This window comes from Ktedonobacterales bacterium (genome assembly GCA_036557285.1).
Lineage (GTDB): Bacteria > Chloroflexota > Ktedonobacteria > Ktedonobacterales > DATBGS01 > DATBHW01.
In genome coordinates, this window is record DATBHW010000045.1 from 1 (window position 1) to 13,404 (window position 13,404).

The 13,404-nt window shown below is 60.2% G+C and carries 10 protein-coding genes; 7 read left to right on the plus strand and 3 right to left on the minus strand.

Annotation, left to right across the window (positions count from 1 at the left end):
* Positions 1–250 precede the first annotated feature (250 nt).
* The gene (locus VH599_13265; protein ID HEY7349277.1) at positions 251–916 is read left to right on the plus strand and encodes a hypothetical protein; all 666 of its coding nucleotides are present in this window, start codon (positions 251–253) and stop codon (positions 914–916) included.
* A gap of 256 nt (positions 917–1,172) precedes the next feature.
* Here VH599_13265 and VH599_13270 read toward each other — a convergent pair whose 3' ends face one another.
* The gene (locus VH599_13270; GenBank protein ID HEY7349278.1) at positions 1,173–2,285 is read right to left on the minus strand and encodes a GNAT family N-acetyltransferase; all 1,113 of its coding nucleotides are present in this window, start codon (positions 2,283–2,285) and stop codon (positions 1,173–1,175) included.
* A 295-nt stretch (positions 2,286–2,580) separates the two neighbouring features.
* On the opposite strand from VH599_13270, the gene VH599_13275 reads away from it, so the two are divergent.
* Together VH599_13275 and VH599_13280 are read left to right on the plus strand one after the other, a co-directional pair.
* The gene (locus VH599_13275) at positions 2,581–3,900 is read left to right on the plus strand and encodes a hypothetical protein (protein HEY7349279.1); all 1,320 of its coding nucleotides are present in this window, start codon (positions 2,581–2,583) and stop codon (positions 3,898–3,900) included.
* Positions 3,901–4,127: 227 nt separating this feature from the next.
* Entirely contained in the window at positions 4,128–5,870 is a 1,743-nt protein-coding gene (locus VH599_13280) for a HEAT repeat domain-containing protein (GenBank protein HEY7349280.1), read from the plus strand.
* Here VH599_13280 and dnaA read toward each other — a convergent pair.
* Positions 5,867–7,726: a chromosomal replication initiator protein DnaA gene (gene dnaA, locus VH599_13285; GenBank protein HEY7349281.1), complete on the minus strand. Its 1,860-nt coding sequence runs from the start codon at positions 7,724–7,726 to the stop codon at positions 5,867–5,869. The genes VH599_13280 and dnaA overlap by 4 nt on opposite strands.
* A 433-nt stretch (positions 7,727–8,159) precedes the next feature.
* Here dnaA and rpsU point away from each other — a divergent pair, with 433 nt between their 5' ends.
* The 4 genes from rpsU (at position 8,160) to VH599_13305 (ending at position 11,158) form a co-directional block, all read left to right on the plus strand.
* Positions 8,160–8,339, plus strand: a complete 180-nt coding sequence (gene rpsU / locus VH599_13290; GenBank protein HEY7349282.1) for a 30S ribosomal protein S21 — start codon at positions 8,160–8,162, stop codon at positions 8,337–8,339.
* A gap of 129 nt (positions 8,340–8,468) precedes the next feature.
* Positions 8,469–10,067 carry an HDIG domain-containing metalloprotein gene (locus tag VH599_13295; GenBank protein HEY7349283.1) on the plus strand — a complete coding sequence of 533 codons (1,599 nt, stop codon included), beginning with the start codon at positions 8,469–8,471 and terminating at the stop codon, positions 10,065–10,067.
* Positions 10,068–10,070: 3 nt separating this feature from the next.
* Positions 10,071–10,652, plus strand: coding sequence for an rRNA maturation RNase YbeY (gene ybeY, locus VH599_13300; GenBank protein ID HEY7349284.1), 582 nt, complete (start codon positions 10,071–10,073; stop codon positions 10,650–10,652).
* Positions 10,652–11,158 (plus strand): diacylglycerol kinase family protein, encoded by a 507-nt coding sequence (locus VH599_13305; GenBank protein ID HEY7349285.1) that lies wholly within the window; start codon positions 10,652–10,654, stop codon positions 11,156–11,158. Before ybeY ends, VH599_13305 begins: the two co-directional genes overlap by 1 nt.
* A 160-nt stretch (positions 11,159–11,318) precedes the next feature.
* Here the strand turns inward: VH599_13305 and VH599_13310 are convergent, their stop codons facing one another.
* Complete coding sequence (locus VH599_13310) at positions 11,319–13,055, minus strand: zinc ribbon domain-containing protein (protein HEY7349286.1); 1,737 nt, start codon at positions 13,053–13,055, stop codon at positions 11,319–11,321.
* Positions 13,056–13,404: the final 349 nt, after the last annotated feature.

Sequence of the window (13,404 nt, forward strand, 5' to 3'; positions counted from 1 at the left end):
TGTTCGGGAGCGGGTCAGGTGTTCGAGGTCAGCGCGTTCCTCGGGCGTCAGGTCACGTGTGGGCAGGGGACGGGGCATCGGGCACCTCCAGCAAGCAGATGCCCGTATTATAGCAGATACTTACCGGATGGACCACTTAGAGGAAGAGCAGAAATACACCCTGTTTCCTATTGAACCACCGGGATTGTTCAGATATACTTTGCGCAAGCAAGGGTCCAGACCCTTGTGAGATTGTAAGGAGGCACCAGCCATGTCCTTCAGACTACATCGGTTCCCGCAGCAGCGAGCAGTTGGAAACGCCTTCCTCCTCTCGATCTGTCTGGCATACAGCATACTGCTGGCTGGATGTGACAGCAGCAGCGCTGGCGCGGTTGCCAACGCTCCCACTGCAACTCCGACAGCCATGCTCATCCCAACACCAACCAGTACCCCCACCCCTACACCTACTATACCGCCGCCGCCGCCGCAGCCAGCGCCGATCCCTCCGCACGGCTGGGCCACCCATACGAGCAGCAAGTATCATTACACCATTCAATATCCAGCCAATTGGTTCGCATTGGGCGACTTCGATGTCTGGAACTTTAACGTGGAAAAGTTCAACGCGAGCTACATCAATCCACCACTGCTGAAAATTGAGGTGCTGCCTGCCCCCAACCCATCGCAACTCTCACCCTCGCAGTTCTACACACAAGATCAGCAAAATAGCGAAGGACCGCCCTGTTCTGACCCAACCACCCATGCAACCACAGTAGGGGGCCACGACGCACTAGAAGCCATCTGTCCATCACAGAACGATGTTGAGTATTTTGTCTCAGGCGGACCATATATGTTTATTATTGGTCAACTCAACGCGGTGAAGGGGCAGCCCTCACCTGTCTTTCCTCAGATGATAGCGAGCTTCACCTTCACCGATTGAGCATCCTGCCCAGACCAGGCTTCTCTCACCGACCCTTTTTGATGAGTCGGAGCGGAGTGCGCCACACCCCCGTCCCTATTCGCCGCCAGGGACGGCGGCGCTACACGCGGAGGCTGCCACCTGGAGCGCCAGCCTCTGTGCTGGCGAAAGGGTGGGGGTGCGGCGCATCTGATCTCGCTGCGCTGCAAAAAAGCTATCGGGAAGAGGGTACCCCGTACCAGCGATGGCCCCACCCTAGAAAGCCTGGACTCCGGCGCTACGGACCCATCGCCCGCTCCAGCGCTTCGAGCGGCACATCTACATACGTGCCGATAATGCGGCGGCCAGCCGCATAGGCTCCGCGCAGCGCCGGAATATTATGCGCAGGCACAAAGCCAAACAGATAGGGCCACTGGCGTGTATCTATGGCGGCAATCTGCGCCGTCCTGGAGGGATCGCCTGCCGATTCGGCGTCAGTCGGCGGCTCGACGCGGCGTGACGCCTTGCGTGTGACCAGCAGCGTTGCCGCGACTCGCTGAAGAATCGTTCCCAGGCGTTGGCCGCGCGCCTGGGGGGCAATATGCAAAGCGAGGATGCCCCAGCCATCGCAGCCCTCAGCCGCATCATACTGACGGGCCAGCGAGAGATGCCCGGCCAGCGTCTCGCCCTCGTACAGATTCAGAATCAACCCCAGCGGGCTGGCATTCCACCAGGCAAGCTCTTGTTCCAGCAGCGCCAGATCGCGCTCCAGGTCTCCCCACAGCCCCATTCCCGGAGCCTCACGCTCTTGTTGCACAATTAACGCGCGCAGGTGCGGCCAGAAGCTCATATTTGGCGCGCGCACCACGCTGTAGCGTGCCAGGGGCTGCCTGCTCAAAGCCGTATCTGACAGCGGCGCTACCAGTCCTCCCAGCGTATACAGGCGCGTCGTCGCGCCAGGAAGCCAGCGCGCTAGCTCCGCAGGCGCTACCACTCCAGGCGCGCGAAAGGAGAGCAGCGCCGGTCGCTCACTTTCATCAGCGCCAGTTACTGTGGTCCAGCGATCTGCTACACTCCTGAGCATCTCCACTGGAGGCAGCAAATCCTCCGCTGGCGTTGGCTCTTCCGCTCGCGCTTCTTCGGCGCGGTCCTCCTGGTCAGCGGGTTCTTCCTGCTCCGCGCTCTGGTCGTCCGCGCTGCTCTCTTCCTGCTGGACAGCGCCTCGGACATTCCGATCCGCGTCTCTGGACCATTCAGATACAAAAATAATGTGCTGCCCGGCGCCAAGCCGCCAGCGAACTGCGCTGGCGGCGCGCCAGCCAGTGACGCGTTCAGGGGCATCGCCCTGGGCAGTATCAGTTAGCGATGCTTGTGGTTTCTGTCGTTTTGATGCGCCGGAAGCTCTCCCCACCAGAAACACTCCTTTATCCGCTATCCGCCAGCCACGACGCTCCCATCTCTTCCATCTCCAGGCTGGCAGCGCATAGGTTCCGCCTGCCAGACAAAACACACTTCTTCTATCTGGAAGCGTGCGCTCAGTATAGCGTTCATTTTTCTTCGTAGCAAGAGATAATTTTTGCCCGGCCAGAGTTCCCGGCTCTAGAGGCAGCCTGTGCTGATGGACAGATGAGCCATGTTGATGCCCACTGGCCCGATTTTGCTATACTTCAGAAGATGGAGACCACAGAGCAGAGGAGCAGCAAGCTATGGCACGAAATCTCTGGTCCAGGAGCAGGGCGCTGGCGGTGGCGCTGCTGATCGCGCTGGCGATGTTCTATATGCTTATTCTAGTTGGCGCAGCACTACCCATTGCCTTGCTGTTGGGATGGCTCGTCAGCAGCATCGTTTGTCTCGTCATGAGCGCCCGACGCCAGGATGATGCCTGGGCAACGCTCGGCTTCATCGAACTGGGCGGAGCGATGCTCGCCGTATTCATGTGGCAGGGCGCGCTCATCTGGTGGTGGCCCCTTGGGCTGGTCGCGCTTGGCGTGGCCTACGTGCCGCTTGCTGCCTTGCTCCCTGGGCGATTGGCTGCTGGTTGGCGGCCCGCTCTGGAGAGCAGCGCGCCTTTTGTCGCCGGAGTCGGGGCCATTTGGGAGTTGGGGCAGGTCATCACCACATTTCTTCTTGCCTCGCAAGCGATACCACTGCTGGCGGAGGATGCGAATGCGCTCGGCGCCTCGTTTGCTCTCTCTTCCTTGCTGCTGGTAGGGGGATCGCTGGTCTGGGCGCTGCTGCACCGCCGCCTGCTCGTCCTGGCGCTAACAGCGTTACTGCTGGCGCAGCTTGCCATCGCGCTGGTCATCGTCGGTACAGGGATCAACAATCCCGGCGTTGAAGGACTCTTCGCCCTGGCGCTGCTGGTTGTTGCTTTAGCCTGCCATGTCGGCGCTTACCCTCTGCGGCTCTTGTTTCCAGACCTCGCGCCAGAAAACGCGCCCAGGCCCTGGCGCTTCCTCTTTCAACGGCGCGGACGGATCAGGGCAGCCCTGGCGATTAAATCGCTGCGCAATCGGGAAGCCTGGGGTCTGTGCTTTTTGTTGGACTGCTTCGCGCTGCTGCTGGCCTTGCTGGCAATTGCGCCCGTGGCCGATCAGCCGACGGCTGGCGCGCTCAACAGCGGGCCGCTGCTTATCGTTTTGAGCGCAGGAGTGATACTGAGCTTCGCCGTTGCCTACTGGCAGCAGGCCCCCTGGCTTTTGCTGCTGGCTGGTTTCTTTCTGGCGGGCGGCATCTATATCCTGGGACTCTTTGCCACAACTCCCGCTACCACCTGGCCGCTGCTCTATTTCGCCGCGACCACCGCTTTCCTGGGGCTGGCCGTCTGGCTGAGGAGCTATAACAGGCGCGCCTGGGCGCTTCCCGGTCTCTTTGTCGCGCTCGGCTCCGGCTGCCTGGCGCTGACCTTCGCTCTCCAGCGCCAGAGCCTGGCCTGGAGTATCGGCATGGCGCTGGCGCTGGCGTTGGCAGCATTGCTTGCCTTTTGGGGCTGGAGCATGGCTCAGGATGTGAGCCAGCATCCCTGACCGATGAGGAAGCTTATTCGATACTTCCTCTACGCTCGCACGTTCTACCCAATGAACGGCTCTTTTGGGCTATGCGCCGGGCAAAACACTCCTCAAAGAGCGCCAGGTATGCTATACTACCGCCCAGATTGGCTTAAACCAGCCTGGCATGCGAGGCAAAGAGTGGCAGTGCTGTTTGGAACGGCATGCTACCGCGCACGAGGGCAACTGATACCGGAGGGCGTGCAATGAATGGTCATCGGGGGTCGAACCCCAAACAGCGGCTACAGCCAGAAAACCAGGCCGAGGTAGAAAACTGGGCGCTGGGAGAAATCCAGCGGCAGCAAGCGCAAGCGGAGCGGAACACGAATCAGAAATCGCATGCCGCCCGCAACCTGCCCGCCATCCTGGCGGAACAGGAAGCGCAGCCCCCGGCGACGGCTACCCCCCAGACGATCAAGGTGAAACGCCCTCCAGTCAGGCGCGCGCTGACCCATGCCATGCGCAACGTCGCCGATAGGCGTATCGGCGCGGTAAGCCGCGTGGCAAGCCAACTCAGCAATCGCATTCAGCCGTTTAACACCGATGTGCGCATGCTGAAAGAGCGTCTGCGCTCAGTTGATGAGCGGGTCGCTGCCGATGCCGCCCGCAGGCTCGCAGAGATCGCCATCACCTATGGCTCCGAAGAGGCGCTGCTGCCCCTGCTGGAGAAGGCCGCCACAGCCACCCCGGTCTTTGTGGGCTTTCGGGGGAACACCAACGAAGAAATCTACCGCGATATGAGCGAGCCGATTCGTAGGGTAGCGACCGAGGCGCTGCGCCGCATTGACGCGCGCTGCGCTCAGGTCTTGCTTGACTTCGTTGGTGGCAAACTGGCCTGGATGACCGGCCTGGGCGGCCCATTCGATCAAGTGCTGGCGGCAGTCGAGAAAGCGATGGTGCGTTTCGGGGCCGACGCGCTGCCCGTCGTCGTTCCAGCCCTCCAGCGCCAACAAACGGCAGTCTCAGCGGCGCGTGTGCTGGTGAAATTAGATGATATGGAAGCAGCCCGCGCGCTGGTAGACGCTCTATGCAGCCGGGATGATTTTGTCGTCACCGCCGTAACCCGTTCCCTCATTGGCGCGCGCAACACTTCCCTGTTAGATGCGCTGGTACGCGCGCTCCAGCAGGGCAGCGTGCGCATGCGCCAGGCCGCCGCCGATGCCCTGGGCTGGATGGCTGATCGCCGCTCAGTGGAGGTGCTGGTGGCCGCGCTGGGTGATGAAGACTGGAAGGTCTGCGCCAACGCCGTCATCGCGCTGGGGCGGCTGAATGATCGCCGAGCGGTGACGCCGCTGGTGGCGCTGATCGCCGGAAGCAATGCGGCCATGCGGTTAGTGGCGGCGGGCATCCTGGGACGCCTGGGTGATCGTCGCGCCACCGCTCCGCTGGTGGGACTGCTCGATGACGCCGATATTGTGGTGCGCGCCGCCGGAGCCGAAGCCCTTGGCGCGCTTGGCGATCCACGAGCGGCGAACCCATTGGCGCGCGCCCTGGAGCGCGAATGGGAAGATCGCGCGCGCATGGCAATGATGGTGGCCCTGGTACAGTTGAGAGATAGCCGCGCGCTGGAGCCATTGTTACAGGTGCTTGAGCGCAAACGCGGCACCCTGGAGCAGCGACCCAAATCAGCCGAACTGCTGGGCGAACTGGGCGACCCGCGCGCCATCTGGCCGCTGGCGACGGTTCTGGTGGATAGTGAGCCACAGGTCCGGCGCGCGGCTGCCGTGTCTCTGGAGCAGCTTGATCTGGCCCAGGCTCCGCTGGTCCCTGAAGAGCGCAAGCGCCGCAAGCTGGGGCGCTACCTCCGAGCGGCCCGCCACAACGAGGATGGCGATCGCCAGGTGACGATGATCGCCAAAATCTTGCTGAACCAACTGACGACAACGCAAGGCCCCAATGCCAACCGGCGTGATGATGATGATGACGACGAGGACGAAGACCTGGATTAGCCAGAAGGGGCTGCGTCGAATGTCTCCTGCTGGCTGGCGAGGATGCGCAGTTCTTCACGCAGAATCGCCAGCTCTTTACGGACGCGATCATTGTTTTTGATGGCCGCAGCGACTCGATTTGCGCCGTAGATAACAGTGGAGTGATCGCGTCCCCCAAGCTCCGCCGCGATCAGGAGGCTGGTGGCCTTGGTCTCTTCGCGCATCATGAACATGGCTACCTGGCGCGGCCAGGTAATCTCGCGGTCTCGCTGCTTGCCGCGCAGCGCCTCCATCGTCACATTATAGTGGCGGGCCACGACCTCCAGCACCTGCGTTGGCTCCAGTGCGCGGCCCTTATTATCAATATAGAGCCGTTGCAACGCCTCCGCCGCCAATTCGACTGTGACCGGCGCTTTTTGCAGCTTGGCATAGGCGCCGACGCGGTTCAACATGCCTTCCAGTTCGCGCACGTTGGCGCATTCAGGATTAGCGATATACTCGATCACTGAATCGGGAATCTCCAGTTGCAGCCCATCTGGCCCGGAGAAAAATTCCGTCTTGGAGCGCAGGATCGCCAGGCGATGCTCATATTCCGGCGGCTGAACATCGGCCAGCAGCCCCCACTCAAAGCGAGAGCGCAGGCGGTCTTGCAACGTCACCATCGCCTTGGGGGGACGATCACTCGTCAGCACAATCTGCTTATTGGCGTTATGCAGCGTGTTAAAGGTATGGAAAAACTCTTCTTCGGTTGATTCTTTGCCGGCAATAAACTGAATATCATCCACCAGCAGAATATCGATCTGCCGATATTTGGCGCGAAACTCCTCGGTCGTATGAAAGCGGATGGCGTTAATAATCTCGTTGGTAAAGCGATCCGATGTTGTATAGAGGACATTAAGGCCAGCAGCAAGGCCACAGTGGCCGATGGCGTGCAGCAGGTGGGTCTTGCCTAAGCCCACGCCGCCATAGATAACCAGCGGATTATACGACTTCCCCGGCACATCAGCCACCGCCTGCGAAGCGGCATGCGCAAGTTGATTGGATTTGCCGACGATAAAGGTGCTGAAGGTATAGCGGGGATTTAACAGCCCTTCGCCGCCATTCGGCTGCCCGCTGGCGCCCTCAGCAGGGCCAGACCCACGCGCAGGAAGCAGTGCTGTCCAGGGAACCAGGGCTGCTTGCGCCTCATCAGGCTGCTTTCCTGTCCCCGGTTCCTCTGCTGGAGAAGAGGCTGCCGACGGCCTGACGCTTTCCACCACTGTCGTTGTCACGACCTGCTCTTCCCTGGAGCGCGGCTCCGGCCAGGTAGGAGGAAGAGCCTCGCCATCTCCCTCGCCTGAAGCGGGGGTGATGCGGGCCAGCAATGGAGTGGCGACGGGAGCGTCAGCGATTGGCAACAATTCAGGGCCAGCATAGGGCAGCGCGCGCCTGGGTAAGCGTCTGCCCTCTTGCGCCGCCTCCACCCGCTCCCGGCGGGCAGCGGCTACTGTCATCAACGCGGGCTGCCGCTGGGGTCGCGGCGCCTCCGGCACCGAGGCGACTTCCAGAGGTTCCTCCTGCACTGTCGTCCGCAAAGCCTCCGTTTGAGCGTGGTGCGAGACGCCATTGGCCGCCGTTTCAGTCCGCTCTTCGGCTTGCCCGACTTCAAAGCAGACCTCGGCATCCGGGCCAATAAGATCGCTTAGAACGCTACAGATCAGATCATGGAAGCGATTCTCCAAGTGAGCGCGGTTAAAGGTCGTCCTGACCCGAACCGTGAGCAAATGGCCCTTCAGAGAGACGGCGCTGGTACCAGTAAACCAGGTGTTAAAAGTGGCCTGGCTAATTTTTGGTTGGATGCGCTCCAGCGTTGATTGCCAGATCTGTTTCGCGTTCATAAGCACAAAGCCTCCCAGGTAATCAGATAAAATGAAGGCTTATTGTCTAGCGCCGAGGCGTGGCGCAATAACAATAGATGGTCTCTTCTGCACCGGCAGAGTTGCTTGGTCTTTCCGGGCATCTCTCACATATTTAAGAAGGCTGGCCTGGTTGATAGAGGCTTGAGGGATAGTCACCACAACCAGGGTGCCATCGTACCACGAATACCGTCTCCTGTAAAGAGGGTCTGCCAAAATATCGCAAAGTTCAGGCCAATAAATGGATGAGCTTCTAGTTGACAGGACTCAAGGCGTGGAGTATAATCGGCGGTAGGTCTGCGGAGTTCAGAATCATCATGAGAGAAGCGCACGATTGCCCGGCTGTGGGTGGTCAGCCGACTTGCCTCTCCGATCCCGAAACCGCCGAGATTCGGCCAGGAGAGGAGGGAGTGATGTGTCGGAAGTCAAAATTGGCGAGAACGAGTCATTCGAGGCTGCCCTGAAGCGATTTAATCGCAAGATTCAGCAGGACGGCATTCTGGCTGAGGCCCGCCGCCGCGAACACTACGAAAAGCCAAGCGTCAAACGCAAAAAGAAGGAAGCCGCGAAAAAGCGTAAGGCCCGTAAAGCCTGAGGCGCTGATCGCGTCTTGCTCCGCTGCCAAAGTGCAATTCAGGAAGCTGCTGAGGAGAGCCGGGTCGTGTGTTGCGCGGTCCGGCTTTCACCTTGTATTCCTGGTCGCAGAGGAGAAAGAGAGGCCCGGATGGCCGAGAACACTGTACAATTTCCTAGACGCCCAAGACATCACCGCCGCCTGGCGCTCTGGTTCTGGCGGCGCAGGCTTTTCTGGCCGATATTGTTCTTCTGGCCCCTGGCGACAGGAACTCTGGCAGCGGTCTTGCTAGCCCCATTTTTGGGACCGCCCACCAACCTCTTCTGGGCCTTTGGGCAGGGACCAGTAAGCCCCGGCGCCGGAACGCTTAGTTTCGGCGCCGGAATAGCCAATTTGGGTATCCTGCTTCTGGTTGGCGGGCTGATGCTGGGCCTCTCTCTCTATCTGGCCTCCTGGGCGCAAGCGGTGGCAACTCGCCCACGCTCTCTGCTCCTGGTGCTGGCCGTCTTGCTGTTGACTGTGCTGGCCGCCAGAGTCACGCTCCCGGCCTGGTCAGGCTGGGCCTATGCCTTTCCACTGGCCGCCTCGTCAATGATTATCGCTTCATTGCTTGATGCGCAGCTTGGCCTGGTGATGGGCCTCATCCTGGCTTTCCTGGTGGGCGCGGTGGTCGGAGACTCCCTCGCGCTCAGCCTGATCTACGCTGCGGGCGCGACCATCGGCGCCCTTGGTATGCGTCGGGTCAACCGGCTGGCGCGCTTCGGCGTAGTTGGCCTGGCGGTAGGACTTAGCTCGCTGCCGCTGATCGGCGCCTTCACCTTCATGTCCAGCGCCCAACAGCCTGACATCGGCAACCTCATCACCCTTTGCCTGGTAGGGCTGGTCGGCGGCGAGCTTTCAGCCGTCATGGCGCTCTCACTGTACAGCTTCTTTGGCTCGCTCTTCGGCATTACCACCATCTTGCAGCTTTTTGATAGCAGCCGCCCCAATCATCCGCTGCTGCATCGGCTCTTGCTGGAGGCGCCAGGCACGTATCATCACAGCATCGTCATGGGCGCAATGGCTGAGCGCGCCGCCCAGGATATTGGCGCAGATTCCCTGCTGGCGCGCGTCGGTGGGTTCTACCACGATGTCGGCAAGATCGTTCATCCGCAGGTCTTTATTGAAAACCAGTTTAGCGGGCGCAATGTCCATGACCAGTTGACCCCCTTGAGCAGCGCCAAAGTGATTCGCGCACATGTAAGCCAGGGTCTGCGCATGGCAAACAAACACCACCTGCCAGCGCGGGTGCGCGATTGCATCGCCGAACATCACGGCACATCGCGCATAGAGTATTTCTATGACAAGGCGAAACGCCAGGCTATAGAAAGAGGTCTGGAGCCGCCTGATGAGACGACTTTTCGCTATAGAGGCCCAAAACCACAAAGCAAAGAAACCGCGATCTTGATGCTGGCCGATGGAGTCGAGCCTCTGGTGCGCTCCGGTCAGGCAGGCCAGACACCAGAAGAAATGGATGCCGCTATCCAGCAGCTTTTCCAGGATCGCCTTGCCGACGGGCAACTTGCCGAATCTGGCCTAACGATCAACGAACTTGACGCGATCCGCCAGGCGTTTTTGAACATCTTGCGTGGCATATTCCATCAGCGTATTCCGTATCCCGAACTGCACGCCGAGGCGGAGGCAGAGCCAGACGACAAAGCTGACGATGAACCTGCCTTTCCCAAGGGGCAGATCAAGCAGGTGAGCTAATGTATGTTTGATGCTGATGAGGCGGGGTTCCCGGCCCAACAAACCGAAGAAGCGGAAGAGGTGGGTTGGGCCGAACTAACCCTTTTTATAGATGACGAGGCGGGCGATGAAGCCAGGCGTCTGAACCAACCGCTTCTGGCGCACGTAGCGCATACTGTTTTGGAACTGGCGGGCATCCGGCGACCAGTAGAACTGAACCTATTGGTGCGCGGTGACGAGGGCCTGCGCGAGCTGAACCGCGTCTATCGGGGCAAGGACACGGCAACTGATGTCCTTTCTTTCCCGGCGCTGGATGAGCCTCTGGTCACAGCGCCCACAGACGAACTCTGGCAAGACCTCAGCCAGCCAGAGGTCCGTTTCATCACCGCGCCGGGGCTGCCGCTGCAACTGGGCGATGTCGCAATTTCCTATCCCACCGCCATACGCCAGGCCGCCGAGGCTGGTCATAGTCCCTTGCATGAGTTCGCCTTCTTGCTGGCGCATGGCATCCTACACCTGATCGGCTTTGATGACCAGACCGAGGCTGGTTATCACCGCATGGTTGACCTTCAGAACGCTACCCTCGGCCAGATAGGAATCGCCTGATGCCAGACAAGGACGAACCGGGCGGGATAAAGCAGGCCGAACAGGCAGAACAGCGACCTCCGCCAGACCAACAGATGCGGCCACAGGCACAGCGCGAAAGGACAACACGGCAGAAAGCGCCACAACCGTCACGCGCCGCGTTTTTGCGCAGCTTTGTGTATGCTTTCAACGGCCTGCGCTATGCTGTGCGCACCCAGCGCAATGCTCGTGTGCATCTGGTCATCGCCATCCTGGCGATTGGGATGGGCCTCTGGCTGGGCATCAGCCCTGTCGAATGGGGGCTGGTCTTTGTAGCGATCACCGGGGTCTTCATTGCCGAGATGCTCAATACCGTCGTCGAGGCATGCGTGGACCTGGCAACCCAGGAATATCATCCACTGGCAAAAGTCGCCAAGGATGTTGCCGCCGGAACGGTCTTGCTCAATGCCATCCTGTCAATCATCATTGGCCTCTTCGTCTTTGGCCCCCACCTCTTCCCGATGATCGGGCGGCTGCTCCATCACTGACCACCGGATACCCCAAAACGGCCAGAGAGGTCGTGAAGATGTCATGGAGGCGCTCCCCTGGCCGGATTACCTCTTCGTCCGGCGGTTACGATACAGGTCTGCTGCTGTCCACTTATCTGCCAGGCAAGGGTGAAGGTTTGCATGGTACCCCGAAACAGGATCAGGTTAGATACTCGGCCAGTGGGAAGGAGCGATGGGCGCGCGGTGGCACCAGAAAGTTCTGCCGGTGGGTCGTGGTGAGCACCGCGTTGAAGCCCATGCCGAACGCTCGCGGTTTCAGCTTGAGCGCCGTCCCATCTGGATAGCGTCCATCCATCGCCATCCGCCCCCGGTGGAAAGCGTCGCTTGTGGGGACGAAGACAACAAAGTGTAGGCCAGCCGACGGCTCGTTAGAATATCGATCCTGCTGGGGGTTGGCGCTGTAGAAAAAGGGATTGTCCAGGGTGTTGAAGTCAGCCCGCTGGGGGATGGCTGTTCCTGCCCGGTAGAAATTGTCGTAGTTGTCGGTCACATCCTGCGGTAAGCGCGTGGCAGGCTGGATCGCGGCGCTGTGGCCGACAACCCCGTAGGTTTTGAGATCTTTTGCCAGGGCCACTGCATTCACAATCTGGGCAGGCCCCTCTGGCACGGTTTGCGTGCCTGCTGGCACATTGAGGCCAGGGCGGAAGGTGGCCCGCACACGGTCTGCGTAGCTGGAAAAGTTGATAGGGCCGTTTCCTTCGTACCACGCTTTCAGATCTTCGAACAGGTGCGAGAGGTGCATGGTCGTGCCATGCTGGAAGTAGCCATACGGCCATTGGTCGGTGAGGCCGGGGAGGCTCTCCATGTTGGCAATAACGCCAGGGCCGAGCGCGTTGTGCTGCGTTGAGGTGAACCCCATGAACAATTCAGCGGTGGGGGGGATGTACTCGGCTCCTGGGATTCTGGCCGAGCGGGCCATCTGGCTCGGCAGGCTTTGCTTGCCATAGAATCCGCCACCGGCGAAGCCCCGACGAATGCTCGTGATCTGGAATAACCAACCGGCCTGGCCTGGTTTCGTTCCGAAAAGGGCATCCATTCCAGCCTGGATGTGGGCGAGCGAATCGCTGCGCAAGAGTACGGCCACATCATTCGCTTCGAGGATAATGCCTGAGTACCCGGGCGGAGGCTGATCGCTGGGGAAGGTAATCGCGTCGAGAATCGCATGGACCGTCTTCCCGGCTGCCTGAGAAGCGCGATAGTCAATGGGCAGGTAGTCGGGATAGGGTGTCCAGGCAGCAAAGTGGTACGACTGCTTGCCCAGTCGTGGAATATATCGCTGAAAGTAGGGCAGTCCCCAGGCGATGGTAATGCCCAGCCCGCCAGCCGTCTGCGGGTAGGTCTGCTCCAGCGCCTGAATGGCTAATTCAAGCTGCGCCTGGGCCTGCTGGAGCGTCCTGGCGCTGGGATCGATCTTCAAGGTGGCCGTCACGACCTGATGATGAAGCGGGGGAACAACCACAGACAGCGCGCCTGTGCTGCTGCTGCTCCCTGTGCCATCGTCGGTGATGACTGACACGTCCTGCAACAGGTGCTGCTCCGGCAGGAACGTAAACGACGATGCGGGCGCCGATGCCGTCCCATCACGCGCGGGTGGCTTTGCAAAGGTATCGATCAATTCGTAGACGCCGTTGGCTGCCCCTGGGGTTGCTGGCGCTGGGGGAGTGGGAAGGGCAGCGTTCACAAATGGCTCCCCGCAGGTGGGACAGAAGCGAGCGCCTCCTGGCACGTCTTCCCCACATCTGGCACAGCGGCTGATCGGCGCGCTTGCTGCTGTCAGCACCGCTGCGCCCACTTTCGTCGGCTGCGCTCGCCCACAAGAGCGGCAGACGCCTCGCGCCGTGTCTATTTCTCCCTGGCAGAAGATACACTGTTCCAAGCTCGTTCTCCTGACCTTTTGTGCGGCTGTACACCTCTGTCCCTGTACAGGCTGTTTCAGTGTACATCTTGTCTTGGGTATAGAATTATCAGGGATATATCATCTTTGTATCATTGGTGTGGTTGATTGGAGGAGCTAAGCAATGAGACCTCCCCTTTAGTATAGATGTTCTTCGAGCGGTTGTCCGTGAACTGGCTCACACTCTGGTTGTGGGCTGATTCATACCCCCCTGGTTGCGCAACGAGGTTGCATGACTGAGCAATAAGAAAAAAGGAGCCTTGCCGAAAGATTGAAGGAATATGCCTCCTTCCTCATTTCTGCATCGTTTGCTCAACACATCATCATCCCC

What these genes read in the sequence shown, in the direction of transcription:
- VH599_13265 (HEY7349277.1), top strand. Translation starts at nt 251, where the DNA reads ATGTCCTTCAGACTACATCGGTTCCCGCAGCAGCGAGCAGTTGGAAAC.
- VH599_13275 (HEY7349279.1), top strand. Translation starts at nt 2,581, where the DNA reads ATGGCACGAAATCTCTGGTCCAGGAGCAGGGCGCTGGCGGTGGCGCTG.
- VH599_13280 (HEY7349280.1), top strand. Translation starts at nt 4,128, where the DNA reads ATGAATGGTCATCGGGGGTCGAACCCCAAACAGCGGCTACAGCCAGAA.
- dnaA (HEY7349281.1), bottom strand. Translation starts at nt 7,726, where the DNA reads ATGAACGCGAAACAGATCTGGCAATCAACGCTGGAGCGCATCCAACCA.
- VH599_13295 (HEY7349283.1), top strand. Translation starts at nt 8,469, where the DNA reads ATGGCCGAGAACACTGTACAATTTCCTAGACGCCCAAGACATCACCGC.
- ybeY (HEY7349284.1), top strand. Translation starts at nt 10,071, where the DNA reads ATGTTTGATGCTGATGAGGCGGGGTTCCCGGCCCAACAAACCGAAGAA.
- VH599_13305 (HEY7349285.1), top strand. Translation starts at nt 10,652, where the DNA reads ATGCCAGACAAGGACGAACCGGGCGGGATAAAGCAGGCCGAACAGGCA.